Raw genomic sequence first — 23784 nt, 5'->3', positions numbered from 1 at the left:
CGACGGTTGCACAAGTTGGGATAGCTGCGCCTGGTACGGACGCTGAGGGGCGGAATCCGTGAAGGTGGATTTCTCAACATCCGAGACGCTAGTATCGTTCTATGAGACAGCATAGCGGCATCGGCGTTCTCGACAAAGCAGTGGCGGTCCTGTACGCCGTAGCCGAGCATCCGTCGGGTCTCAACGAGCTGTGCGCGCGCACCGGGCTGCCGCGCGCCACCGCGCACCGGCTCGCCGTCGGCTTGGAAGTGCACCGCCTGCTCGCTCGCGACAGCAACGGCACCTGGCGGCCGGGCCCGGCCCTCGCCGAGCTCGCGACCAGCGCCAGCGATCCGCTGCTCGAGGCCGCGTCGGCCATTCTGCCCCGGCTGCGCGAGATCACCGGGGAGAGCGTCCAGCTCTACTGCCGCGACGGCAACGCCCGCGTCTGCGTCGCGGCGCTGGAACCCCCCGTCGGACTGCGCGACACCGTGCCGATCGGCGCGCGGCTTCCGCTCACCGCGGGATCGGCTGCGAAAGTGCTGCTGGCGTGGGCCGACCCGGAGCTGCAGCGCACCATCCTGGCCGACGCGGTGTTCGGCGAGCGCGCGCTCGCCGAGGTGCGCAAGCGCGGGTGGGCGCAGAGCGCGGCCGAGCGCGCGGCCGGCGTGGCCAGCGTGTCCGCGCCGGTGCGCGACGCCGGGGGCAGCGTGGTCGCGGCCGTCTCGGTGTCCGGGCCGATCGATCGGATGGGCCGCAGGCCGGGCGCCCGGTGGGCGGCGGATCTGGTCGCGGCGGCCGAGGCCCTGCACAAGCGCCTGTAACACGTTTCAGTCCGGACTCTCTACAGTTGGCCCATGGGAGTCAACCAACGGGCACAGATCGTGATGTCCGACACCGAGATCACCGAGTTCCTGCAGCGCAGCCGGATCGCGACGCTGGCGACCATCGGCCCGAAGGGCACGCCGCACCTGACCGCGATGTGGTACGCGCTCATCGACGGGGAGATCTGGTTCGAGACCAAGGCCAAATCGCAGAAGGCGGTGAACCTGCGCCGCGATCCCCGGGTCACCTGCATGGTCGAGGCGGGCGACACCTACGACCAGCTCCGGGGCGTCTCGATCGAGGGCCGCGCCGTGATCGTCGAAGACGCCGGGAAACTCTTCGCAGTCGGCGTGAGCGTGTGGGAACGCTACACCGGTCCCTACAGCGAGGAGGTGCGGCCGATGGTGGAGGCCATGCTGAACAAGCGGGTCGCCGTCCGCGTGGTGCCCGAGCGCATCCGCAGCTGGGATCACCGCAAGCTCGGTCTCCCCGCGATGCCCCTCGGCGGCAGTACCGCGCAGGCGCTGGACTGACCCGAGCGCGATCGGGCCGCGCGACGCGCCCGAAATCCAACTGACACAACCACCTCGCACGGGCTAGCGTCGGGGTGTTCGACAGGAATCGGCTGGGCACCGCCGCCCGCGAGGACGCGCTGCGCGGCCGCGACGACGAGGAGCAGCGATGGCGGATTCGGGTAAGCCCACTGGCGCCGACGAGGTGAAGCGCAAGTTCCGGGAAGCACTGGAGCGCAAGAACCAGCAGAACGCCCGCGCGGCCGATCACCTCGACGGCCGGTCGAAGGCGTCCGGGGCGCACGCCGCGGTCGGCCACAAGCGGGAATTCCGGCGCAAGAGCGGCTAGTCCGCACAGACGGCGAAGGCCCTCCAGCAAGATCGCTGGAGGGCCTTCCTTTTGCGCCGGTTTGCGCCGGACGCGCCGAGGGGGCACCCGGACTCGCCGGGTTCGGCGGGTCAGCGCTGCCGTCGAGCACACCGCCTCATCCACGCTGTCGCCAGGAGCACCGCGACGTACGCGAGGACCACCCGCCGGGTGTGATGTCGTATCGAACGATTCCGTGCCGCAGCGTCGATCCCGGGCCCGTCATGGCGCGCCCGCCGCTGTCTCACGATGTATCCCACCGCACACCACCGAGTGAATCGGACCGCGCCACGGGCGCGAGACCCGGAACGACTTCGGCCGCACGCGTCACCAAGGACGTCCACACCTGGGCGTGGCATCCCGGCACCGGACGCCGCAACCCGTGGAGCGAGTCGGGGTCGGCCGAGGTGCGATGCCGCCGCCGACCATGTCCGTGGGATGGCACAGATGGCGGCAGCGCACATCCGGCGACGGCCGGTTCGCAGCTGCGTCGTCAGCGACATCCATACCCGTCGCAGCACGGCACCGCAGGGCGCTTTGCACAGCACCGAGCACAATCTCACTGGTCACTGCCGCATGCGAGTCGCATCGGCGGCCGGTAGCGCGACCGTTTGCCACCGTGTTCACGGGTCTATCCGAGCATCGGATTGCTCACCGGACGGATCCGACACGGCCGGCAGACCGTCAGCAGCACCGGCAGCCAGCCGAACCGGCGCAACTACTGCGGCCCTTCTGGCCACAGCCGAGACCAAAACCGCAGCTCACCCGGCACGGAACCACCACGATCCAGGCGGGGCGAAGCCCTCGCCGGGGGTCCGGGGGCGAAGCCCTCCGGGCGGGGTGTGGGGTTGCATCCCCACAAGACATTGCGAAACGAGAAAGGCCCATGCTCCATGAGCATGGGCCTTCCACTCGTGTAGCCCCGACGGGATTCGAACCCGCGCTACCGCCTTGAGAGGGCGGCGTCCTAGGCCGCTAGACGACGGGGCCAGGACTGCTTCTCGCTGTCGCGAGGAGCGCCGTGGTGATCTTTCGATCAGGAGGCTCGGCTAGCTTATCCGGCCGAGGCCCGGCGACCAAATCGCCAGGTGCTGAGGGATTTCGGCCGCGAACCGAAGTCTTTCAACACACTCCGCTGGGGTACCAGGACTCGAACCTAGAATGGCTGAACCAGAATCAGCTGTGTTGCCAATTACACCATACCCCAATGACCAGGTCGTTCAGCCTCGCGTCTGGGTGACTCGAGACCGTGTTCCGGGCCGAGAAGAAGAGTACCAAACGGCTACGGGTTAACTACAAATCGCCTGGTCAAAGCCCTATTTTCAGCCTTGCGGCGCGGCCTGGCCGGTCTCCTTCCAGTCCAGCGCGGAGCGCAACCGGTCCAGGGTGACGTCGCGGCCGAGCAGTTCCAGCGATTCGTACAGCGGCGGGCTGATATGCGATCCGGTGACCGCGACCCGCACCGGCGCGAAGGCTTTGCGCGGTTTCAGCCCGAGATCATCGATCAGCGCCTTTTTCAGCGCTTCCTCGATCGCCTCTGTGGTCCACTCGGCCAACGGCTCCACCGCGGTAATAGCGGCTTGCAATACCCCGGTCGCGTCGGAGCCGAGATTCTTGGCTCCCGCCGCGGGGTCGATCGCGAACTCCTCGGCCGGCGCGAACAAGAAACGCAACAGCTCCCAGGCATCGGCCAGCACGACAATCCTGGTCTGCACGAGTTCCGCCGCCGCGGCGAACACCTTCTCATCGATTTCGGCGCCGACAAGGCCGTGTTCGGTGAGATACTCCCGCAGCCGGTGAGCGAAATCACCCGGCGCCAGCAATCGAATGTGCTCGGCGTTGAGCGCGTCCGCCTTCTTCTGGTCGAAACGGGCCGGATTCGAATTTACTTTCGAAATGTCGAAGGCCTCGACCATCTCCGCCATGGAGAACACGTCGCGGTCCTCGGACAGCCCCCAGCCGAGGAGTGCGAGATAATTCAGCAAACCCTCAGGAATGAAGCCCCGGTCGCGGTGGGCGAACAGATTGGACTCCGGATCACGCTTGGACAACTTCTTGTTGCCCTGGCCCATGACGAACGGCAGGTGACCGAACTCCGGCGTGAAATCGGTGACCCCGATCCGGCGCAGCGCGGCGTACAGCGCGAGTTGCCGCGGCGTCGAGGAGAGCAGGTCCTCGCCGCGCAGCACGTGGGTGATCCGCATCAGTGCGTCGTCGACCGGGTTGACCAGCGTGTACAGCGGATCGCCGGTGCCACGGGTGAGCGCGAAGTCCGGGACGCTGCCCGCCTTGAAGGTGGTCTCGCCGCGCACCAGATCGTGCCAGGACAGGTCTTCGCCGGGCATCCGCAGCCGGATCACGGCGGGACGGCCCTCGGCCCGGTACGCCGCGATCTGCTCGGGCGTCAGATCACGATCGTAGTTGTCGTAACCGAGCTTCGGATCGCGTCCCGCGGCGCGATGGCGGGCCTCGACTTCCTCCGGTGTGGAGAACGATTCATACGCCTCACCGGCCTCCAGCAAACGCCGAACCACGTCCAGGTGCAGATCTTTTCGCTGCGACTGACGATATGGTTCGTAAGGGCCGCCGACCTCCGGCCCCTCGTCCCAGGTGAGCCCGAGCCAGCGCAGCGCATCGATAATCGCCCGGTAGGATTCCTCGGAATCCCGTGCGGCATCGGTGTCTTCGATACGAAAGACGAATGCGCCGCCGTGGTGGCGGGCGTAGGCCCAGTTGAACAGTGCCGTCCGGATCAGGCCGACATGCGGCGTCCCGGTCGGTGACGGGCAGAATCGGACCCGTACTTCAGTCATGGCTCTCTTTCGATCAGCGTTTGGCGGCAACGGGATTGGTGAGGGTGCCGATGCCCTCGACGGTCACCGAGACCTGCTGGCCCTCGCGCATCGGGCCGACGCCCTCGGGGGTGCCGGTGAGGATGACGTCACCGGGCAGCAGCGTCATCACGGTGGTGATCCACTCGATGAGCTTCGGGATATCGTGCAGGAGAAGCGAAGTGCGGCTGCGCTGGCGGACTTCGCCGTCGAGTTCGGTGACGACCTCCAGATCCGAAGGGTCCAAGGACGTTTCGATCCACGGACCCAGCGGGCAGAACGTGTCGTAGCCCTTGCCCCTGGTCCACTGACCGTCGTGGCGCTGCTGGTCACGGGCGGTCACGTCGTTGGCGGCGGTGTAACCCAGCACCACGTCCAGCGCGCGAGCGGCGGGCACATCCTTGCAGGGGCGGCCGATGACGATCGCCAGCTCCCCTTCGTAGTCGACCTGGGATGAACTGGGCGGCAGGATGATCGGGGCGTTCGGGCCCACGATCGCGGTGTTCGGCTTGAGGAAGATCACCGGGTCGGCAGGGGCAGGACCGCCCATCTCGGCGGCGTGCGCGGCGTAGTTCTTGCCCACGCAGACCACCTTGCTGGCCAGGATCGGCGCGAGCAGCCGCACGTCGGCCAGCGGCCAGCTCCGTCCGGTGAACGTCGGTGTGCCGAACGGATGTTCCGCGATCTCCTTGGCCACGCTGTCGCTTCCGTCGCCTTCGATGCTGACGAAGGCGACCCCATCGGGACTGGCAACTCGACCTAGACGCATGCCCCGGAGTCTATCGACCCGCCGTCACCTGCCCGAACGCGCCCGACCGAGTGGTCCGAACCGGCGCGTCGTTGCCCCCGCCGCGCTGTGAGAAGTTCGACAGCCGAAGCCGTCGAACGGCGGGGCCGCGGAGGTGTACCGTGAGCAGAATAGTTCACAAAGTGGGAATTCATTCCCAAAATATGAGATTCCGAGGAGTAGCCGATGGCGACCGTGACGCAGATCGACGAGGTTCGACGCTGGTCCATGCTCGGTCTCGGTGTGTTCGCCCAGGCGTCCAGCGCGGTTTTCATCCACGGTGTCCCGTTCCTGCTGCCCGCGCTGACCGATCGCGGCATGGCGCTGGCGACGGCCGGACTGCTGGTGGCCATGCCCACCGTCGGCCTGGTGTGCACCCTGATCGCGTGGGGTTATCTGGTCGACCGGATCGGCGAACGCAAGGTGCTGGTCGGCGGCCCGCTGCTGATGCTGGCGGCCGGCTGCGCCGCGGCGGCCACGACGAACGACCTGGCCCTTGGCGCGCTGCTGTTCCTCGGCGGGGTCGGGGCGGCCAGCACCAACGGCGCGAGCGGCCGCGTGATCGTCGGCTGGTTCCCGCCCCATCAGCGCGGGCTGGCGATGGGCATCCGGCAGACCGCGCAGCCGCTGGGCGTGGGCGTCGGCGCGCTGGCGATCCCGGCCGTCGCCGCCGCCCATGGCGTGCCCGCGGCGATTCTCGTTCCCGCGCTCATGGCGGGCGTGGCGGCCGTGGGCTGCCTGGCCGGCATCGTCGACCCGCCGCGCCCCGCCCGGTCGGAGGCCGATCCGGCCTTGCGGGCCAATCCCTATCGCGACGACGCCACGCTGTGGCGCATCCATCTGGTCTCGGTGCTGCTGGTCGTCCCGCAGGGCACGGTGTGGACCTTCGCGCTGCTGTGGCTGCATCGCGACATCGGCTGGTCGCTGGCCGCCGCGGGCGCGCTGGTGACCGTCACGCAGATCCTCGGCGCGCTGGGCCGCATCGGCGCGGGCGCGTGGTCGGATCGCGTCGGCAGCCGGATGGGACCGCTGCGCACGGTCGCCGTCGCCGCCGTGCTCTCGATGGCGGGGCTGGCGCTGACCGCGTGGACGCACTGGTGGTGGGCCGCCATCCCGCTGCTGATCGCCGCATCCGTGATCACAGTCTCCGACAACGGTTTGGCCTTCACCGCCGTCGCCGAAATCGCCGGCCCATACTGGAGCGGCCGTGGCCTCGGCGTGCAGAACACCGGTCAGAATCTGGCCATGGCCGCCGTCCCTCCGGTGTTCGGCGCGCTGATCACCGCGAGCGGCTTCCCCGCCGCCTTCTTCCTGGCCGCCGTCACGGCTGTCGCGGCAGTTCCCCTCGTCCCCCGCGACGCCGACTAGACCCGCCCCCCGAAGTCCCGCCTGCCCCGGCCGAAGTCCGCCCGGAGGGCCCAAGACGGTGGTGCCCTTGGAGATCAGGTCCCTCCGGAACTCAACGGCGCAGCCGTAGCAGAGCCACAAACTCGGCCAACCGCGCCGGAGTCGCCGGTAGAAAGCCATTGCCGAGCCTCGACCTCGGTACCACCGATCCACCGGAACTCGAGGGCACGAACACAGACGACCGAGCCGCTCCGAAGTCCTCCAGTGACGGTCACATCCAAGTCTCGGCCTCGGTACAACCGCTCCGCCGGGACTCGACGGCACAGCCGTAGGCGGACCGCAAAGGCAGCCGTCCCGAGTTCCCAGAGGTCCGGTCGTGTTCGAGTCTCGACCTCGGCGCCGACGATCCACCGGGGCCTCCGTCGCGCGGCCGAAGTCGGGCCGCGGACAAGGCCGAGCCGCGCCGGAGTGAGGTAGCAGGCGGACTCGCGCGCGGAGTCCTGTCCCGCCGGGGCCTGCTGCGCGCGATGGTTCTACCCAGACGACGCCGATGTGCGAGACAGCGGTCAGGCGCGGCATCCGTGCGGAGCCTGAATGCAAGAAGGCCCCGTTCCTTCAGGGAACGGGACCTTCCTGGGAACGGTCAGACAGTGGCGGCGATGCGGTCGCCGATTTCCACGGTCGACGCGGCGCCGGAGCGCGACTCGAGGTCCTTGGCGACCGCCGACTCGATGCGCGCGGCCGCCTCGGTGTCGCCCAGGTGATTGAGCAGCAGGGAGACCGAGAGGATCGCGGCGGTGGGGTCGGCCTTGGACTGACCGGCGATGTCGGGGGCGCTGCCGTGCACCGGCTCGAACATGCTGGGGTTCGTCCCGGACGCGTCGATGTTGCCGCTGGCGGCCAGGCCGATGCCACCGCTCACGGCGGCGGCGAGGTCGGTGATGATGTCGCCGAAGAGGTTGTCGGTGACGATCACGTCGAACCGGCCGGGGTCGTTGACCATGTGGATGGTGGCGGCGTCGATGTGCTGGTAAGCCGTTGTGACATCGGGGAACTCGGCCGCGACTTCGTCCACCGTGCGCTGCCAGAGCGAGCCGGCGAAGGTGAGCACGTTGTTCTTGTGCACCAGCGTCAGGTGCTTGCGGCGGGCCTGCGCCTTGGCGAAGGCATAGCGCACCACGCGCTCGATGCCGAAGCGTGTGTTGGTGCTGACCTCGGTGGCCACCTCGTGCGGAGTGCCGACGCGGATCGCACCGCCGGTGCCGGTGTACGGGCCCTCGGTGCCCTCGCGCACGACGACGAAGTCGATGTCGGGGTTGCCCGCCAGTGGGCTGGTCACGCCGGGGAACAGCTTGGACGGCCGCAGGTTCACGTGGTGGTCCAGCGCGAACCGGGTGCGCAGCAACAGCCCGCGTTCGAGCACGCCGCTGGGCACCGACGGGTCGCCGATCGCGCCGAGCAGGATCGCGTCGTGCTGCTTCAACTCGGGCAGCACCGAGTCCGGCAGGATCTCGCCGGTCGCGTGGTAGCGACGCGCGCCGAGGTCGTACTCGGTCTTCTCGACGCCGGGCACGACTACGTCGAGCACCTTGAGCGCCTCGGCGATGACCTCGGGCCCGATCCCGTCGCCCGGGATGACAGCAAGCTTCATGAGAAATGCTCCGTTCGATTTTGCCGGTCGCGGCCGCCACGACGTGCGGCACACACGCGACCGCCGGGTGCGCACGACATTCCGGCCGGGTGACCGCAGCACCGTCACGGTACTCGGCGCGGCCGGATCGCCGAGCACCGGGCGCGCGGGCGCGCCGCACCGCGCGCTCGCGCCGGTCCGCACGCCGGACGCGCACGGACGGAGAGACCGGCGCCGCGCACGATGCTTCGTGCGCGGCGCCGATTCAGCGTTCGCCGGGGCGGTGCGCCCCGAGCGGATCAGGACAGGTCGACCTGGACGACCTTGGCCGCGCCGACGGCCTCGGCGATCGCGGTCTGCACCCCGGCGGGCACCTCGCGGGCCACGCGCAGCACGACCGTGGCACCTTCCTTGTCGACGTCCTGGGTCAGCTGCGCGGCCAGGATGTCGACCTCGGCCTCGCCGAGCTTGGTGCCGATCTTGCCCAGCGCGCCCGGCCGGTCCTCGTAGTTCAGGATGGCCAGGTTCAGGCCCTCGGCGCGCATGTCGTAGTTGCGGCCGTTGATGTTGACGATCTTCTCCACCAGCTGCGGCTCGGTCAGCGTGCCCGCGACGTTCAGGGTGCTGCCGTCGCCGAACACGGCGCGCAGGTCGACGACGCTGCGGTGGCTCGGGCTCTCCGAGGCCGTGGTGACCTGGGCGGTGATGCCGCGGTCCTTGGCCAGCGCGGGCGCGTTGACGAAGGTGACCTGGTCCTCGACCAGCGCGGAGAAGATGCCGCGCAGCGCGGACAGCTCCAGCACGGCGACCTCCTGCGCGGCCAGCTCGCCGCGCACCTGGACCTCGACGCTGACCGGCAGCTCGTTGGACAGCGCGCCGAGCAGGGCGCCCTGCTTGCGGACGATGTCCAGCCAGGGCGCGACCTCTTCACCGACGGCGCCACCGGTGACGTTCACCGCGCCGGGCACGAATTCACCGGCCAGGGCCAGCAGCACCGACTTGGCGACGTCGGTGCCGGCCCGGTCCTGGGCCTCGGAGGTGGACGCGCCCAGGTGCGGGGTGACGACGACCTGCGGCAGGTCGAACAGCGGGCTGTCGGTGCACGGCTCGGTCTCGAACACGTCCAGGCCCGCGGCGCGCACGTGGCCGGACTTGATCGCCTCGGCCAGGGCGGCCTCGTCGACCAGGCCACCGCGGGCGGCGTTGACGATGATCACGCCCGGCTTGGTCTTGGCGATGGCCTCCTTGCCGATGAGGCCCTTGGTCTCCGGGGTCTTCGGCAGGTGGATCGAGATCAGGTCGGCGCGCTCGAGCAGTTCGTCGAGGGTCAGCAGCTCGATGCCCAGCTGCGCGGCGCGCGCGGGCGACACGTAGGGGTCGTAGGCGACGATCTTGGTTTCGAAGGCGGCCAGGCGCGCGGCGAACAGCTGGCCGATGCGGCCGAGGCCGATGACGCCGACGGTCTTGTCGAAGATCTCGACACCGTTGAACTTGCTGCGCTGCCAGGTGTGCTCACGCAGGGTGGCGTCCGCGGCGGGGATCTGGCGGGCGGCCGACAGCAGCAGGGTGACCGCGTGCTCGGCGGCGGTGTGGATGTTCGAGGTGGGCGCGTTCACGACCATGACGCCGCGCTCGGTGGCGGCGGGCACGTCGACGTTGTCCAGGCCGACGCCGGCGCGGGCGACGATCTTCAGGTTCTTCCCGGCTTCCAGGACCTCGGCGTCGACCGTGGTCGCCGACCGCACCAGCAGCGCGTCGGCCTCGGGCACCGCGGCCAGCAGGGCCGGGCGGTCCGGTCCGTCGACCCACCGGACCTCGACACCGTCACCGAGCGCGTCGACGGTCGACTGGGCGAGCTTGTCGGCGATCAGAACTACAGGACGGCCTGCTTGGCTCACGTGGAGTACTCCTGGGGAATGGGGTCGGCAATTACCGCCGACCAGCTTAGTGCGCGCGATTTCCGGCCCGCCTACCACCTGGTAGGCGGCCGTCGTCAGTCGCGGGCCCTGGCAAAAATATGAAGACCGGTCTACAGTCAGGGCATGGGCGTCAAAGGCACCGAGACTCGCGGCAAACTCGTCGACGCCGCGCGCACCCTGGTCGAGCGGCACGGCTACTACGGGGCCGGACTCAACCAGATCCTGGCGGCCAGTGGGGCGCCGCGCGGGTCTTTGTACTTCCACTTCCCCGGCGGCAAGGACGAATTGGTCGCCGCGGCGATCGCACAAGCGGGCAAGGAGATCGCGGCGCTGATCGACGCGATCGAGCCCGGCGACGCCGCCGGGGCCGCGAGCAGGCTGCTGCGCGCGTTCGGCGATCGGCTCGAAGCGTCGGGCTGGCAGCAGGGCTGCCCCGTCGCCACGGTGGCCTTGGATGTCGCTGCCGCGAACGATCCGATCCAGGCCGAATGCGCCGCCGCGTACGCCGCTTGGGAGCAGGCGTTGCGATTGCGACTGCGCGCCGACGGTCGTAAGGACGCGGACGACTTGGCCGCCGCGATGCTGGCGATGGTCGAGGGCGCGCTGTTGCTGGCACGGGCGCAACGCAGTCGCGAACCCCTGGAACGCGTCGAACGGGCACTGCACTCCCTGCTCTGAACGCGGATGTTGCGTCGGCGTTCATGCGTGTCACCAAAATATGTAGACCGGTCTAAAAAGGAGTAGTCATGTCGGACAGCATCGTCTTCGGAGCCGCGGGGTTCCTCGGCCGCAACGCCGTCGCCCGCTTACTCGAGCAGGGGCATTCCGTCGCCGCCGCCCTGCGGCCGGGCAGCGAGGAGCGGCTCACCAGCTGGCTGCGACGCCGAGGGGTGGACTCCAGCGGGTTGGAAATCGTCACGTGTGACGTCACCGCCCCGGATCTGGGCTTGCCCGCCGGGTTCGACGCGTCGGGCATCCGCGACGTGTACAACTGCGCGGCCCGCTTCTCGTTCGGGCTCGCGGCCGAGGACGCGTACGCGGTCAACGTCACCGGTGCGCTGCGCGTGCTCGACTGGTCCGCCGCCCTCCCCGAACTGCGCCGGGTCGTACACATCACGGGTTATCGGATCACCGTGGAGGAATCGGAGGAACAGCACTACGAGAACGGCGCGTACGGCGCGTCGAAGTTCGAATCGGATCCGCTGCTGCGCAGGCGGGCGGCGGAACTCGGCGTCGCGCTGACCATCGCGAACCCGAGCAGCGTGCTCGGTCCCGGCCAATACATCGGGCTGGCCACCGTCGTCGAGGACCTGTGGAACGGGCGGCTCCCGGCGATCCCCGGCGGGCCGGAGACCTTCGTGCCGATCGTCGATCTGGACTACTTCACCGACTTCCTGATCAGCCTGCCCGCGCTGCCCGACACCGCGGGCCGCTCCTACACGGTCCTCGACGATCGCACTCCGGTTTTGCCGAAGCTGATCCGGCTGCTGGCCGGGCACCTCGGGGTCCCCGCGCCGCGGTTCTCCATTCCGGTCGGCGTCATCTCGAAGCTTCCTCGCGCGCTGACCGGCGCCGATCCGGAGACGCTGACGTTCATCGCCGACGACCGCTACGACACGTCGGCGGCGCAGGACGTGGCCCGCCGCGCCGGGCTCACCATGCCGCCGACCGAGGCGACGCTCCGCACATGGGCCGACCATCTCGTCGCCAGCCGGTTCGGCGCGGTGCCCGACGATCCGACCGCCGGTTTCGCCGACGGCGTCTGGGTGAGCGGCGAGCGGCGGCGCCCTGACTACGTACTGCTGCACGGGCTTCCGCTCGACGGCGAGTCGTGGAACGCGGCGCGCGCGGAGCTGGACGGGCCGAGCCTGGTCGTGGACCTGCCCGGCCTGGGACGCTCGGCGCCCGGCGATGCCGATGCGGTGCTGCCGGACCTGCTCGCTTCCGTCCGCACCCGCCCCGTGCTGGTCGGCCACTCACTCGGTTGCGGTCCGGTGCTCCGGTACGCCGCGCAGCATCCCGAGCGGATCTCCGGGGTGGTGCTGGTAGCTCCGGCGTTTCTCCAGCCACGGTCCGGCTCGCTGCTGCGCTCACCATTGGCCGCGGCGGCGCTGCGCCGGATGTCGGCCGGCGATCTGGCCCGTCGGCTCGGCGTGCCGGAGAGCGCCGCGATCGCGAGCGCCGCGGCCAACCTGCGCAGGCCGGGCGTCGCCGCCCGCACCGTCGCCGCGCTGCGCCGCGCGAGCGCCCCCGCGCGGCGCGAGGAGTTGCGAGCCCTGCTCGCTCGGATCGAGGTGCCCGTACGGATCGTCACCGGTTCCGCCGATCCACTCACCGTCGCCACTTCCCGCGACGCGGTCTCGATCGAGGGGGCGGGCCACTACCCGCAGTTGACCCATCCCGCGCGACTCGCGGCCGAACTCACGCGAGTCTCCGCCGTCGAGGCGCGCAACTGACCGCACCCGTACGGGAGGCCGCCCAGACCTTCTGGATGAAGTCAGTTCGAAACGTGGCGCGCCTCGGCGGAACGGCCCACACAGCGGCGGGCCCCCGCACCATCCGGTGCGGGGGCCCGCTCGGTCACGCCTCGGGTCGGCGTGGGACCCGGTCGAGCGTCTCGACCGTCACGTCGGTCAGCGGCCGCCGAAGGAACCCGTCCACAGGGTGTCGACAAGGCCGTGCAGAGCAGCGCCGAGCGTATCGAAAAGACCGTTCAGTGCAGCGCTGCCGGTGTCGATGATAACGGGGATCATGGAAATACCTCTTCCTCGAACTTATCCAGTCGAACTGGCTGACACGGGGGACATCGGCACTCCATCGGCTCCGGTTACGAAATTCGATAATATGGAGATGCAGACCACATCCAGCGTCAATAGTGATCCACCTCACGGCGCATGGCTTGATTGAGCTGGCAATCTAGTCAAACGTCCAGGTCAGAAGCGCAAATTCGGGTCGGCAATTTCTTCCGACGACAGATATCTCGAGTAGCTCGGAAAAATTCGATAAGCCCCTGAAAATAGGGCCGCACACGCCCTCGGCGACGAGATCACAGGCTACACGATAGAGAATGCAAATAATTCTCTGCTATCCATCCGGTGGCTCGGGAAAATAAGCAACGCCATGTCGGCCCCGATATCCGGGCTGGCGGAGCGATCCGGAAGGCCGGGTAGGTCAGGATGCCTCCACCGTGACGCTCCGCACGTCGTCGATCCCCTTCGTGGCGGCCACCGCGCGAGAGAACGCGCGCACCCGCGGCGTCTCGCGGTGACGACGCCACACCAGCCCGAGCCGGGACTCGGCGATTCCGGTCACCGGGACGAAAGCCACCGGTCGCCTGCGGTGCGATTCCGCGGTGGGATGACACAGCAGCATCGCGCCGCGACCGGCCGCCACCGCCGCGAGGGCCTCCTCGAGCGTGCCGACTTCCGGGCCGGTACACACCGTCCGGCCCTCCGGCGTCACGTCCAGCTTCTGCGCCCGCCGCCAGTACTCCGGCGCCGGAGCGCGCACTCCGATCAAGGGAAACTCGGCGACTTCCTCCACCGACAGCGCGGCGCGGTCCGCCACCGGATGGGAGCTCGCCACCGCCAGCGTCTGCTGCTGCCCCGCGAACACCGCTCCGAGCACCAGATCACGCTCGCCCATCGGCAGCAGCACGACCGCGGCGTCGACCTCGTCACGCCGCACCGGGCCGAACGGATCGGCGAGCGGGATCTCGACCAGCTCGGCCGAGCAGTCCGGATGCCACCGCTGGAACAACTCGACCGCGGCCATCAGGTGATCGTTGCCCGCGCCCTGGAACCCGATGCGCAAGATGCCGTCCATACCTCTGGCGGCCGTGCGGGCGCCGTCGACCGTCGCGCGCAGCGCGGCGTAGGCGGGCCGCAGTTCGGCGAGGAAGTCAGCGCCCAGCGGGGTAAGCCGGACGCTGCGGCTGGTCCGTTCCACCAGCCGCCCGCCGATGCGCCGCTCCAGCGCGCGCAGCAGCTGGCTCACCCGGCTCTGCGATACGTACAACCGCTCGCCCGCCCGCCCGAAATGCAGTTCCTCGGCGACCGCGAGGAACGCCTCCAGCTCACGGACCTCCAGCCCACCCATCAGCTTCCCTTCCACGGTCGATGAGTCCAGCTCATAGAACTATGAGACCTTCGCCGTTGTTTCCCTTCGCTGGGCGCGTTTGCCTGGTGGACATGACACAGGTTGAGGAAGTCGTTGCGAGACGGCAGTTTCCGGCGCTTCGCGGCGCGCTCGGCGTCGCCGCGGTGACAGCGGGCACGTTCACGGTGGTGACCTCGGAGATGCTGCCGGTGGGCCTGCTCACTCCGATCGGCGCGGCGCTGCGGGTGACCGAAGGCCGCGCCGGTCTCGCGTTGACGGTGACGGGGTCGGTCGCCGCGTTGTCGGCGCCCTTGCTCACTGCGGCGCTGCGTCGAGTCGAGCGCAGGCTGGTGCTGTGCGGGCTGATGGCGGTGTTGGCGCTGGGCAACCTCGGGACGGCCTGCGCGCCCGGCTTCGGGGTGCTGATCGGAGCGCGGGTGCTGGTCGGCATCGGCATGGGCGGGGTGTGGGCGATCGCGGCGAGCCTCGCGGCGCGGCTGGTGCCGGCGCGCTCGGTGCCTGCCGCGACGTCGCTGATCTTCTCCGGTGTCGCGGTCGCCTCGGTGCTCGGCATCCCCGCGGGGACTTTCCTCGGCGCGCTCGCCGGATGGCGCATGGCATTCGTGGCCGCGGCCTGCCTCGCGCTGGCGGTGCTCGTGGCCATGGCGGCCTTGCTGCCGCGACTGCCCGCGACGGAAGCACTGCCATTGCGTGGCGTGTTGCGACTGACCCGGCAGCCGGGCTTGCGCGTCGCTCTGCTCGTGGTGGCGTTCCTGGTCACCGGCCACTTCGCCGCCTACACCTACGTGCGGCCGGTGCTCGAGGAGGTGACCGGCGTCGACGCGGCGACGATCGGCACACTGCTGCTGGTCTACGGAATCGCCGGTGTGGCGGGCAATTTCGCGGCGGGAGCGGTGGCGGCGCGGACACCGCGCGGCACTCTGATCGCGATCGGCTCGATCCTGGCCGCGGCCGCGATCGCCTTGCCCGCGCTGGGCGTCTCGCTCGCCCAGGCCGTGGTGCTGATGATCGTGTGGGGCGTGTCCTACGGTGGCGTCTCGGTGAGCGCGCAGAGCTGGGTCTTCGCCGCCTCGCCGCAGGCGAGGGAAAGCGCATCCGCGCTGTTCGCCGGGGTCTTCAATGCCGCCATCGCGCTGGGATCGCTGACCGGCGGCGTGGCCGCGGACGGGATCGGCGTCGCCGCCGCCATGTGGCTGGGCGGGACGCTCGCGGTCGTAGCGGTGCTCGTGGCCGCGCTGGGGAAGGGTGCGCGGCGCTCCTGAACGACGAAAAAGCAGCTGCGACAGCGTTACTCCGGCACCTACCATCGCGTCCATGTCTCTGCGCGCGATACCGGCTTCGATGGACCCGGCGGTGGTCGGGGCCATCGACGGTGAGCTGGATCGAGTGGAGCGGGAGCACCGGGTGTCGATCCGGCTGGCGATCGAAAGCGGCAGCCGTGCTTGGGGATTTCCGTCTCCCGATTCGGACTACGACTGCCGGTTCGTCTACGTCGCGGCGCTGGAGACCTACCTGTCCCCGTGGCGCACCCGCGACGTGGTGGAGACACCGCTCACGGACCTGCTCGACGTGAACGGCTGGGATCTGGCCAAGGCGCTGCGGCTGCTGGTGCAGGGTAACGCCGTGCTCATCGAGTGGCTGATGTCGCCGATCGTGTATCGCGGCGACACGCGGTTCCGCGATCGGTTGCGCGCGGTGGCCGACGAGGTCGCCGACCGCGACAAGATCGCCCGGCACTATCTGCATCTGGGCGCCAAGCAGTGGGCGCTGTTCGAGCGCAGCGGGGCACTGAAGAAGGTGTTCTACGCCCTGCGTCCGGCGATGGCGCTGCGGTGGCTGCGCGAGCATCCCGCGGCGGCGGTGGCGCCGATGCATCTGCCTACGCTGTTGCGGCAGTGCGAGCTGCCCGCGGAGCTGACGGCGGCGGTCACCGAGTTGACCGAGCTGAAGTCACGGACCCGCGAGATGGGCAGCGGTTCGGTGCCCGCGCCGATCACCGCGTTCATCGCCGCCGAATTCACCCGCGCGGCGGAGGTGTTCCGCCGGTCCGGTCACCGTGATCTCACGCGCGCCCGCGCGATCACCGCGGAGTTCTTCCGCGACGAGGCGCTGGCGGGCTGAACAGGGGAAAGGCCCCGCACCATCCCGGTGCGGGGCCTTTCGGAAGCTAAGTCGCGATCAGAGAACGCGGACGTCCTGGGCCTGCGGACCCTTCTGTCCCTGGCCGATCTCGAACTCCACGCGCTGCCCCTCATCGAGGGACCGGAAACCCGAGCCGCTCACAGCCGAGTAATGCACGAAGACGTCGGGCCCCCCGCCGTCCTGTGCGATGAAGCCGAAGCCCTTCTCGCTGTTGAACCACTTCACAATGCCTTGAGCCATTTCATACTTTCTGTAGACGAGCCAGGTAGGTGTTATGAGATGCCCTGGTCTCGTAGATCAACGATGCCATGATCCGACGAATTACTCACGTTCCGCACCACCAACTGTGAGCTAACGCTCACGACGGTGCTCGGCGCCGTCGTGAGCGAGTGCACTCGCGACGCTCGCTCAGGGGCGGCCTGGTCTTTCACCTCCCACGCTCGGACGGGTCCCGATCGCGCCACATCGTCGGGCCCACTCGTCGGATACCCGCACTTTTCGCCGGATAACACTCGCCGCCTCCCCCGGCGAGCACACCCCGGCCGGACCCGGGCTACCACGCCGGACGGCAGGGGACTTCCGCCTCGGCACGACTCGGCAGCGATACGCATTCGCTACCAATTAGGTTGTGCCGCAACGCCTTTCAGCGTACCACGCACAGTCTCCCACTCCAGCCTAGGCCGGTGGATCCCCGGGCGCACCGTTCGTTAAGTTCTGTTCACCAGCCGAGATAGCGCACCTGACGCGGTTTGGTCTCGTCGTAGGCGGCTCGGCCCGCCAGATGTTCCGGCACACCGACCTCCCACCACGCGCCCGCGTCGGTCCACGCCGACGGCTGCGTCCGGACGACGAGCACCGCAGGACGACGCTCGGCCAGTGCCGCGGCGCGCGCCCGCTCGTATGTGTCACGGAATTCGTTCAGATCGGCGGCGGAGAAGACGGCGCAGCCCAAGGCGGCGGCATGAGCGGCGAAATCGACCCGGGGCGGATGCTCGCGCGTGCTGCGGCAATCGGCGTAGAAGTTGTTGAACGACGCGCCACCCTGCCCCTCCTGCAGCCGCGCGATCACGGCGTAGCCGTCGTTGTCGCAGACCACCGCGACGAACGGATGCCCCGCGAACGCCGCCGCGAACAGTTCCGAGTTCAGCATCAGATACGACCCGTCCCCGAGCAGGGTGGTCACCACTCCGTCGGTGCGGGCCATGGCCGCGCCCCACGCGCCGGCGAGCTCGTAGCCCATGCAGGAGAAGCCGTACTCCACGTCCATGGCGGGCGCACCGCCGGTCGCCCGCCAGCCGCCGATCAGTTCACCGGGCAGGCCGCCGGAGGCCGTCATCACGTAGTCGCTCGGACCGCTCAGGTCGTTCACGACGCCCACCACCTGGGCGTAGGTCGGCGGGCCCGGAGTCGGTGCGCGCAGTTCATCGATATACGCGTCCCACCTCCCGCGGAGTGCGGCAGCCCGCGCGGTCCACTCCGGATCAACCGACCAGTCCCCCACCTGCCCGGCCAGCTCCCGCACGGTGGCCTCGGCGTCGCCGATCACCGCGCGAGCGCCGTGTTTGACGGCGTCGAACCGTGCGACGTTGATCGCGACCAGACGAACATCCGGTGCGAAGATCGTCCAGGAGGCGGTGGTGAAGTCCTGCAACCGGGTCCCGATCGCGAGAACCAGATCGGCTTCGGCCGCCATCGCGTTCGCCGACGCCGAGCCGGTGATGCCGAGCGGTCCCGCGAACAGCGGATGGTCGTGCGGCACCAGGGAGCGACCCGCGGTGGTCTCCACGACCGGAAGACCATGACTTTCGGCGAATCGCAGCACGGTCGGCCCCGCTCCCGAGTAACGGACGCCGCCCCCGAGCACCAGCAGCGGGCGGCGCGCGGCGCGTAATACGGCGACGGCGCCGGCAAGAGCTCGCTGATCGGGCCGAGGCCGCATGAGACGGTGCGTCACCGGTTCGAAAAGCGCGGCGGGGAAGTCATAGGACTCGGCTTGGACGTCCTGCGGAAGCGCCAGGACGACCGGACCGGCCGCGGCCGGATCGGTCAGCACGCCGACCGCTTGGGGCAGGGTGGCGAGCAGCTGTTCCGGGCGGGTGACGCGGTCGAAATACCGGCTCACCGCGCGGAACGCGTCGTTCACCGTGACGGTCGGGTCGCCGAAGTGCTCGACCTGCTGCAAAACCGGATCCGGCGCCCGTCCGGTGAACGTGTCGCCCGGAAGCAGGAGAAGCGGAAGGCGATTAGCGTGCGCGACACCCGCCGCCGTCACCATGTTGAGCGCGCCGGGACCGATCGAAGAGGTCGCGACACCGACCTGACGCCGGTGGGTGGCCTTCGCATAGCCGACGGCCGCGAGCGCCATACCCTCTTCGGTGTGCCCGCGCCAGACCGGGAGCTCGGCACGCCGCTCGTGCAACGCGGTGCCGAGGCCGAGCACGTTGCCGTGGCCGAAGATCGCGAAGACGGCGGGGAACAGCGGCACGTCGCGGCCGTCGAGCGTTTCGGAACGCTGGGCGATCAACCAGGCCACCAGCGCCTGCGCCGTGGTCAGTCGCATCCGATCCGTCCTTCGTGGGAGGTGACCGGGCAGCGCGGGTCGAGCGGCTCGGCGTCCCAGCGCGCCCGCACCCAGCTGTGGGCCGGGTCGTCGCAGAATGCCATCGATCGCTCGGGCGCCGGGCCGGCCAGTACGTTGAGGTAGTACATGGGGTAACCGGGCGCCGCGACGCAAGGGCCGTGATAGCCGTGCGGAATCAGGAAGACGTCGCCGTCGCGCACCGCGACGTTCTCGTTCACCGTCCCGTCGGCCGTGTAGGTGCGGTGCAGGCCGAATCCCTCGCGCGACGGCGTGACGCCGTCGCGCCCGGCGATACGGAAGTAGTAGATCTCCTCGTTGACGACTTCGCAGTCGCTCGCTCGGTCGTGCTTGTGCGGCGGGTAGGACGACCAGTTGCCGTCCGGGGTGATCAGCTCGCAGGCGTTGAGTTTGTCCGCGTGCTCCCACACGCCGGGTATCCCGAAATTGGTGACCTGACGGGTCGCGTTTCCCGCGCCCCGGATTTCGACCGGCACCTCCTCCGCGGGGCCGTATCTGGGTTCCAGCCGTTTCCCGCAGCGGGCCAGCGGCAACGCCACCTCCAGGTCACCGCCCTCGGCGGTCAATTCCACCTCGGCGTCGCGCGGCACGTAGGCGAAATCCGTCACGCGAGTGAACACCGATTCCCGGCCGGTCAGCGCGAATGTCTCGCCGTCCACGCGCACCGTGCACGCTCCGGCCAAGGGCAGGACGAACGCCTCGAACTCGCCCGTCCGCAGGACCCGCGACCGGTCCGCACCGATGCGCAGGACCCGCAATCCGGCGTAGGTCCATCCGGCGGCGTCCGGGGGCAACAGGATCGGATCACCGTCGTGGCACAGCGTTCCTTCGGGACGATGCAGTGTCATCACACCTCCTCTGTACGCGTTCCGTTCTCTGGGCGCGCTCCGGAGTACCGGCGACCCGCTCGCTCCGCAGGACGGCCGGACTCGACCGCGTCGTCCGGAGAAGGCGACCGGTGGAGCCGACGGGAAAGCGGTCGGCGCGGCGATTCGCAGCCTCATCGGCCTTCCTTCAACAGGCGGGCGGCGGTCGCGACCGCCTTGGCGACGTCACCGTCCGGCGGGTACAGCAGGGTGCGTCCCACGACGAGACCCCGAACCACGTCGTGGCCTAACGCCCCGCCCCACAGCGCGCGATCCACCGCCGGGTCCCCGGACGGCGCACCGCCGAGCACGAGCACCGGCAGGGTGGTCGCGTCGAGCACCGAGATATCTTGCGGCGCCGGGATTTTCAGCCAGGTATAGGCCGAGGTGACGCCGAGACCGGAAGCCACCGTGATCGCCCGCGACAGCGACAGCGCGTCCTTGCTCATCACCAGCGCCCCGGAATCGTCCCGGTGGTAGGGCAGCGGTTCGACCATCGCCATCAGCTGGTGCGCGGCCAGCGCGGAGACGGCCCGCGCGCAGGCTTGCAGCGTCGGGACGGTGCCCGCGTCGGAATCGACCAGACGCAGCAGCATCTTGCCGCCGTCGAGCCGGAATCGCGCGAGGGAATCCGCGTCGTATCCGGTGAATCGGTCGTCGATCTCCCACTCCGCGCCCGCCAGACCGCCGCGGTTCATCGATCCGATCACGACCTTGTCGTCCAGCGCGTCCAGCAGCAAGAGTTCCTCGACCACGTCCGGCGAGCCCAGTACGCCGTCGACATCCGGGTCGGCCAGCGCGATGAGCAACCGTTCCAGCAGCGTGCGCCGATCCGCCATGGCCGTGCGATCCTCGCCGACGCCGAGCGCACCGCGTGCCGGGTGATCGGCTGCGACCAGGAACAAGGTCTGCTTACCCGCCAGCAGGTCGGCGCGGCGCACCCGCTTCGCGTAGGCCCCTTCGACCGCGGCCGGGTCCGTCGCACGTACGCGCAGCAGTTCGCGCCACCGTTCGTCGGTCAGATGCATAGCACCTGCTCCAGCTCCGCGCCGACTCGGTCGCCTCGCGGCTCTTCGCCCGTGCGCCGGTTCACCCGCACAGCAGTTCCTCGATCTCCGCGTTGGTGGGCATCGCGTCCGCGCAGGCCAGACGCGCGGCGACCAGCGCGCCCGCCGCGTTGGCGTAGGTGGCGATGCGCCGAGGATCCCAGTCCGAGAGCAGGCCGTGGATCAACGCGCCGCCGAAACCGTCGCCCGCGCCGAGCCCGCACACCACGTCCACGCGGCACGGCGGCACCGTCCAGCGTTCCTCGGCGGTGGCCGCCAGCACCCCGTCGCCGCCTTGTTTGATCACCGCGAGGCGCACCCCTCTGGCGAGCAGCCGGTCGGCCGCCGCGTCCGGGTCGGCGGTGCCCACCGCCACCTCGACCTCCGTGCGGTTGCCGACCACCACGTTCACGTGGTCGACCATCCACCCGATCTCCGCCCGCGCGGTGTCCACGTCGGGCCAGAACATCGGCCGATAGTCCAGATCGAGCACCGTGTGCCCACGTCGTGCGCGCCGCAGCAAGATCTCCCGCTGGGTGCCGCGGCCCGGCTCGGCGCTCACTCCGGTGCCCGTGACCCACAGCAGCGGCACGGCGTCCACCACTGCCCAGGGCACTTCGTCCGGGGTGATGGTCAGATCCGGCGCGATCGGCGCGCGGTAGAACAACAGCGGCGGATCCGACGGCGGCGTCAGCTCGCAGAAGACTACGGGCGTCTGCAGGTCCGGCGCGGTCGTCACATACCGGGAGGAGACGCCGAAGTCCTCCAGCGCCATGCGCACGAAGTCGCCGAAGCCGTCGGGGCCCACTTTGGTCAGCACGGCCGAACGACGGCCGAGCCGGGCGGCGGCCACGGCGACATTGGTGGCGGTGCCGCCCAGGAACTTCGCGAAACTGCGCACCTGTGCCAGGGCTACGCCGCTCTGTTCGGGATAGAGGTCCACTCCCACGCGGCCGATGGTCAGCGCGTCCAGCTCGCCCGCGTTCACGGCGTCACCACGCGCTGCAATTCGTGCTGCAGCGCCTCGAGTTCCGCCCCGCCCGCCATCTGGCGGATCAGTTCGGGCAGGTCGATCTCGGACTTCTCGTAGGAGCCCAGCACCGCGCCCCGCTTCAGCAACAGGAACCGGTCGCCGACCGGATAGGCGTGGTGCGGGTTGTGCGTGATCAGTACGACACCGAGCCCGCGGTCGCGCGCCTGCACGACGTATTTCAGCACCACCCCGGCCTGTTTGACGCCGAGCGCCGCGGTGGGCTCGTCGAGGATCAGCACCTTCGCCCCGTAGTGCACGGCTCGTGCGATCGCGACGCATTGCCGCTGGCCGCCGGACAGGGTGCCGACCGGCTGTTCCATGTCGCGGATCTCGATACCCATGTCCGCCAGTGCGGTTCGTGCGATCTCGCGGCCCTTCTCGCGGTCCAGCAGACGGAAGGGGCCGTAGCCGAAGGTGGGCTCGGAGCCGAGTACGAAATTGCGCCACACGCTCATCAGCGGAACCACCGCGAGATCCTGATAGACCGTGGCGATGCCGCGATCCAAAGCCGCACGGGGTGAGGCGAACCGGACCGATTCGCCGTCCACGCGCAGGTCGCCGCGGTCGTGCTGGTGCACCCCGGCGAGGATCTTGATCAAGGTCGATTTGCCCGCGCCGTTGTCGCCGAGCACGCAGGTGACCTCGCCCGCGTTCACCACCGTGGACACGTCCCGGAGGGCGACGACGCCGCCGTAGCTCTTGCCGAGGTCGACGGCCTGGATGAGGGAAGTCATCGGCGCACCCTTTCGGCTCGTTTCTGGAATCTGTTGTTGACCAGGACCGCCGCCAGCAGCAGCACGCCGAGGAACAGCATGAACCAGTCGCTGTCCCAGCGGGCGAACACGATGCCCTGGCGCGCCATGCCGAAGATGAGCGCCCCGATCGCGGCGCCGACCGCCGAGCCGAAGCCGCCGGTGAGCAGGCAGCCGCCCACCACGGCGGCGATGATGTAGTGCAGTTCGAGCCCGACGCCCTGGTTGGCCTGCACGCTGGCGAACCGCAGGATGTCGCAGGAACCCACCACCCAGGCCGCGAACGCGGTACCCATGAACAGCAGGATCTTGGTGCGGTCGGCGGGCACGCCGACCGCGCGGGCGCTCGGCAGCGCACCGCCGACGGCGAAGATCCAGTTGCCGAACCGGGTGCGCACCAGAATCGTCGCGGCGATCGCGGTCAGCACGATCCACCAGACCACCGAGGCTTGCAGGTGCGCCTCGCCGAGGTCCAGGGTCGACGCGAAAACCCAGCCCGCCGATTGGTAGCCGTTCGCGCTCCGCACGCCCGACACCTGCACCGTGTCGGTGACCAGCCGCGTCACGCCGAGGTTCAGTCCTTGCAGCGCGAGGAAGGTGCCCAGCGTGACGATGAAGCTCGGCAGGCCGGTGCGCATCACCACCCAGCCGTTGAACGCGCCGACGGCCAGCGCGAACACGAGCGAGGCGAGCAGCGCGAACCACACGTTCCACCCGGCGTGCACCGCGAGCAAGGCGGTGACCAGCGCCGTGGAGGCCGTCATCACGCCCGCCGACAGATCGAACTCACCGCCGATCATCAGCAGCGCCACGGCCACCGCCATGATGCCCAGCGTGGAGGCATCGTCCAGCCAGGTCGCGACGCCGAGGGGGCTCAGGAACCGGTCGGTGACGAGCGAGAAGAACACGAACACCAGCAGTGCCCCCAGCGCCGCGCCGATCTCCGGCCGCACGGCCAGGCGTTGCAGCGGCGAGAGGCCCGGCCGGTCCTGCGCCGGGTCGGATGTCTTCGTGGCAACGGTCATGTCAT

The 23784-nt window shown here is 69.5% G+C and carries 20 protein-coding genes and 2 tRNA genes; 8 read left to right on the top strand and 14 right to left on the bottom strand.

Annotated features, from left to right (window positions below; genetic code table 11):
* Window positions 1–101 precede the first annotated feature (101 nt).
* From QMG86_RS07130 to QMG86_RS07120, 3 genes are all read left to right on the top strand, one after another.
* Entirely contained in the window at window positions 102–803 is a 702-nt protein-coding gene (locus tag QMG86_RS07130; protein WP_159838653.1) for an IclR family transcriptional regulator, read from the top strand.
* Window positions 804–836: 33 nt separating this feature from the next.
* A complete protein-coding gene (locus tag QMG86_RS07125) occupies window positions 837–1337 on the top strand; it encodes a PPOX class F420-dependent oxidoreductase (protein ID WP_281878439.1) in 501 nt (166 codons plus the stop codon).
* A gap of 148 nt (window positions 1338–1485) precedes the next feature.
* A complete protein-coding gene (locus QMG86_RS07120; RefSeq protein WP_281878438.1) occupies window positions 1486–1665 on the top strand; it encodes a DUF5302 domain-containing protein in 180 nt (59 codons plus the stop codon).
* Window positions 1666–2600: 935 nt separating this feature from the next.
* Here QMG86_RS07120 and QMG86_RS07115 read toward each other — a convergent pair.
* From QMG86_RS07115 to QMG86_RS07100, 4 genes are all read right to left on the bottom strand, one after another.
* Window positions 2601–2673: transfer RNA gene (locus tag QMG86_RS07115), tRNA-Glu, on the bottom strand.
* 145 nt (window positions 2674–2818) lie between these two features.
* Window positions 2819–2890: transfer RNA gene (locus tag QMG86_RS07110), tRNA-Gln, on the bottom strand.
* A 115-nt stretch (window positions 2891–3005) separates the two neighbouring features.
* Window positions 3006–4496, bottom strand: a complete 1491-nt coding sequence (gene gltX / locus QMG86_RS07105; protein ID WP_281878437.1) for a glutamate--tRNA ligase — start codon at window positions 4494–4496, stop codon at window positions 3006–3008.
* Window positions 4497–4509: 13 nt separating this feature from the next.
* Window positions 4510–5283 (bottom strand): fumarylacetoacetate hydrolase family protein, encoded by a 774-nt coding sequence (locus QMG86_RS07100; RefSeq protein WP_281878435.1) that lies wholly within the window; start codon window positions 5281–5283, stop codon window positions 4510–4512.
* A 204-nt stretch (window positions 5284–5487) separates the two neighbouring features.
* Between QMG86_RS07100 and QMG86_RS07095 the strand changes: the two genes are divergently transcribed.
* Window positions 5488–6669 (top strand): MFS transporter, encoded by a 1182-nt coding sequence (locus QMG86_RS07095; protein WP_281878433.1) that lies wholly within the window; start codon window positions 5488–5490, stop codon window positions 6667–6669.
* Window positions 6670–7291: 622 nt separating this feature from the next.
* Here QMG86_RS07095 and QMG86_RS07090 read toward each other — a convergent pair.
* Together QMG86_RS07090 and serA are read right to left on the bottom strand one after the other, a co-directional pair.
* Window positions 7292–8299, bottom strand: coding sequence for a 3-isopropylmalate dehydrogenase (locus tag QMG86_RS07090; protein ID WP_281878432.1), 1008 nt, complete (start codon window positions 8297–8299; stop codon window positions 7292–7294).
* A 278-nt stretch (window positions 8300–8577) separates the two neighbouring features.
* A complete protein-coding gene (serA, locus tag QMG86_RS07085) occupies window positions 8578–10176 on the bottom strand; it encodes a phosphoglycerate dehydrogenase (protein ID WP_281878430.1) in 1599 nt (532 codons plus the stop codon).
* 144 nt (window positions 10177–10320) lie between these two features.
* Between serA and QMG86_RS07080 the strand changes: the two genes are divergently transcribed.
* Both QMG86_RS07080 and QMG86_RS07075 read left to right on the top strand, forming a co-directional pair.
* Window positions 10321–10875 (top strand): TetR/AcrR family transcriptional regulator, encoded by a 555-nt coding sequence (locus QMG86_RS07080; RefSeq protein ID WP_063019731.1) that lies wholly within the window; start codon window positions 10321–10323, stop codon window positions 10873–10875.
* A gap of 68 nt (window positions 10876–10943) precedes the next feature.
* Complete coding sequence (locus QMG86_RS07075) at window positions 10944–12653, top strand: alpha/beta fold hydrolase (protein ID WP_281878429.1); 1710 nt, start codon at window positions 10944–10946, stop codon at window positions 12651–12653.
* 715 nt (window positions 12654–13368) lie between these two features.
* Here QMG86_RS07075 and QMG86_RS07070 read toward each other — a convergent pair.
* Window positions 13369–14295, bottom strand: a complete 927-nt coding sequence (locus QMG86_RS07070) for a LysR family transcriptional regulator (protein ID WP_281878427.1) — start codon at window positions 14293–14295, stop codon at window positions 13369–13371.
* A 92-nt stretch (window positions 14296–14387) separates the two neighbouring features.
* On the opposite strand from QMG86_RS07070, the gene QMG86_RS07065 reads away from it, so the two are divergent.
* Together QMG86_RS07065 and QMG86_RS07060 are read left to right on the top strand one after the other, a co-directional pair.
* Window positions 14388–15578, top strand: coding sequence for an MFS transporter (locus QMG86_RS07065; RefSeq protein WP_281878425.1), 1191 nt, complete (start codon window positions 14388–14390; stop codon window positions 15576–15578).
* A 52-nt stretch (window positions 15579–15630) separates the two neighbouring features.
* Window positions 15631–16437: a nucleotidyltransferase domain-containing protein gene (locus QMG86_RS07060; RefSeq protein ID WP_281878423.1), complete on the top strand. Its 807-nt coding sequence runs from the start codon at window positions 15631–15633 to the stop codon at window positions 16435–16437.
* Window positions 16438–16494: 57 nt separating this feature from the next.
* On the opposite strand, the gene QMG86_RS07055 is transcribed toward QMG86_RS07060, so the two are convergent.
* The 7 genes from QMG86_RS07055 to QMG86_RS07025 form a co-directional block, all read right to left on the bottom strand.
* Window positions 16495–16698 carry a cold-shock protein gene (locus QMG86_RS07055; protein WP_014987157.1) on the bottom strand — a complete coding sequence of 68 codons (204 nt, stop codon included), beginning with the start codon at window positions 16696–16698 and terminating at the stop codon, window positions 16495–16497.
* 478 nt (window positions 16699–17176) lie between these two features.
* Window positions 17177–19018 (bottom strand): 3D-(3,5/4)-trihydroxycyclohexane-1,2-dione acylhydrolase (decyclizing), encoded by a 1842-nt coding sequence (gene iolD / locus QMG86_RS07050; RefSeq protein ID WP_281878422.1) that lies wholly within the window; start codon window positions 19016–19018, stop codon window positions 17177–17179.
* A complete protein-coding gene (gene iolB, locus QMG86_RS07045; RefSeq protein WP_281878421.1) occupies window positions 19009–19905 on the bottom strand; it encodes a 5-deoxy-glucuronate isomerase in 897 nt (298 codons plus the stop codon). Before iolB ends, iolD begins: the two co-directional genes overlap by 10 nt.
* A gap of 152 nt (window positions 19906–20057) precedes the next feature.
* Window positions 20058–20951: a Cgl0159 family (beta/alpha)8-fold protein gene (locus QMG86_RS07040; protein ID WP_281878420.1), complete on the bottom strand. Its 894-nt coding sequence runs from the start codon at window positions 20949–20951 to the stop codon at window positions 20058–20060.
* 61 nt (window positions 20952–21012) lie between these two features.
* Window positions 21013–21957 (bottom strand): 5-dehydro-2-deoxygluconokinase, encoded by a 945-nt coding sequence (iolC, locus tag QMG86_RS07035; protein ID WP_281878419.1) that lies wholly within the window; start codon window positions 21955–21957, stop codon window positions 21013–21015.
* Window positions 21954–22736 carry an ATP-binding cassette domain-containing protein gene (locus tag QMG86_RS07030; RefSeq protein WP_281878418.1) on the bottom strand — a complete coding sequence of 261 codons (783 nt, stop codon included), beginning with the start codon at window positions 22734–22736 and terminating at the stop codon, window positions 21954–21956. Before QMG86_RS07030 ends, iolC begins: the two co-directional genes overlap by 4 nt.
* Window positions 22733–23779: an ABC transporter permease gene (locus QMG86_RS07025; RefSeq protein WP_281878416.1), complete on the bottom strand. Its 1047-nt coding sequence runs from the start codon at window positions 23777–23779 to the stop codon at window positions 22733–22735. The genes QMG86_RS07030 and QMG86_RS07025 overlap by 4 nt, the downstream gene beginning before the upstream one ends.
* Window positions 23780–23784 lie beyond the last annotated feature (5 nt).

This window comes from Nocardia sputorum (assembly GCF_027924405.1).
In the GTDB taxonomy this organism is placed as follows: Bacteria; Actinomycetota; Actinomycetes; order Mycobacteriales; family Mycobacteriaceae; genus Nocardia; species Nocardia sputorum.
This window is presented reverse-complemented; position numbering and strand designations above follow the sequence as displayed.

What these genes read in the sequence shown, in the direction of transcription:
- QMG86_RS07130 (WP_159838653.1), top strand. Translation starts at nt 102, where the DNA reads ATGAGACAGCATAGCGGCATCGGCGTTCTCGACAAAGCAGTGGCGGTC.
- QMG86_RS07125 (WP_281878439.1), top strand. Translation starts at nt 837, where the DNA reads ATGGGAGTCAACCAACGGGCACAGATCGTGATGTCCGACACCGAGATC.
- QMG86_RS07120 (WP_281878438.1), top strand. Translation starts at nt 1,486, where the DNA reads ATGGCGGATTCGGGTAAGCCCACTGGCGCCGACGAGGTGAAGCGCAAG.
- gltX (WP_281878437.1), bottom strand. Translation starts at nt 4,496, where the DNA reads ATGACTGAAGTACGGGTCCGATTCTGCCCGTCACCGACCGGGACGCCG.
- QMG86_RS07100 (WP_281878435.1), bottom strand. Translation starts at nt 5,283, where the DNA reads ATGCGTCTAGGTCGAGTTGCCAGTCCCGATGGGGTCGCCTTCGTCAGC.
- QMG86_RS07095 (WP_281878433.1), top strand. Translation starts at nt 5,488, where the DNA reads ATGGCGACCGTGACGCAGATCGACGAGGTTCGACGCTGGTCCATGCTC.
- QMG86_RS07090 (WP_281878432.1), bottom strand. Translation starts at nt 8,299, where the DNA reads ATGAAGCTTGCTGTCATCCCGGGCGACGGGATCGGGCCCGAGGTCATC.
- QMG86_RS07080 (WP_063019731.1), top strand. Translation starts at nt 10,321, where the DNA reads ATGGGCGTCAAAGGCACCGAGACTCGCGGCAAACTCGTCGACGCCGCG.
- QMG86_RS07075 (WP_281878429.1), top strand. Translation starts at nt 10,944, where the DNA reads ATGTCGGACAGCATCGTCTTCGGAGCCGCGGGGTTCCTCGGCCGCAAC.
- QMG86_RS07070 (WP_281878427.1), bottom strand. Translation starts at nt 14,295, where the DNA reads ATGGGTGGGCTGGAGGTCCGTGAGCTGGAGGCGTTCCTCGCGGTCGCC.
- QMG86_RS07065 (WP_281878425.1), top strand. Translation starts at nt 14,388, where the DNA reads ATGACACAGGTTGAGGAAGTCGTTGCGAGACGGCAGTTTCCGGCGCTT.
- QMG86_RS07060 (WP_281878423.1), top strand. Translation starts at nt 15,631, where the DNA reads ATGTCTCTGCGCGCGATACCGGCTTCGATGGACCCGGCGGTGGTCGGG.
- QMG86_RS07055 (WP_014987157.1), bottom strand. Translation starts at nt 16,698, where the DNA reads ATGGCTCAAGGCATTGTGAAGTGGTTCAACAGCGAGAAGGGCTTCGGC.
- iolD (WP_281878422.1), bottom strand. Translation starts at nt 19,018, where the DNA reads ATGCGACTGACCACGGCGCAGGCGCTGGTGGCCTGGTTGATCGCCCAG.
- iolB (WP_281878421.1), bottom strand. Translation starts at nt 19,905, where the DNA reads ATGACACTGCATCGTCCCGAAGGAACGCTGTGCCACGACGGTGATCCG.
- QMG86_RS07040 (WP_281878420.1), bottom strand. Translation starts at nt 20,951, where the DNA reads ATGCATCTGACCGACGAACGGTGGCGCGAACTGCTGCGCGTACGTGCG.
- QMG86_RS07030 (WP_281878418.1), bottom strand. Translation starts at nt 22,736, where the DNA reads ATGACTTCCCTCATCCAGGCCGTCGACCTCGGCAAGAGCTACGGCGGC.
- QMG86_RS07025 (WP_281878416.1), bottom strand. Translation starts at nt 23,779, where the DNA reads ATGACCGTTGCCACGAAGACATCCGACCCGGCGCAGGACCGGCCGGGC.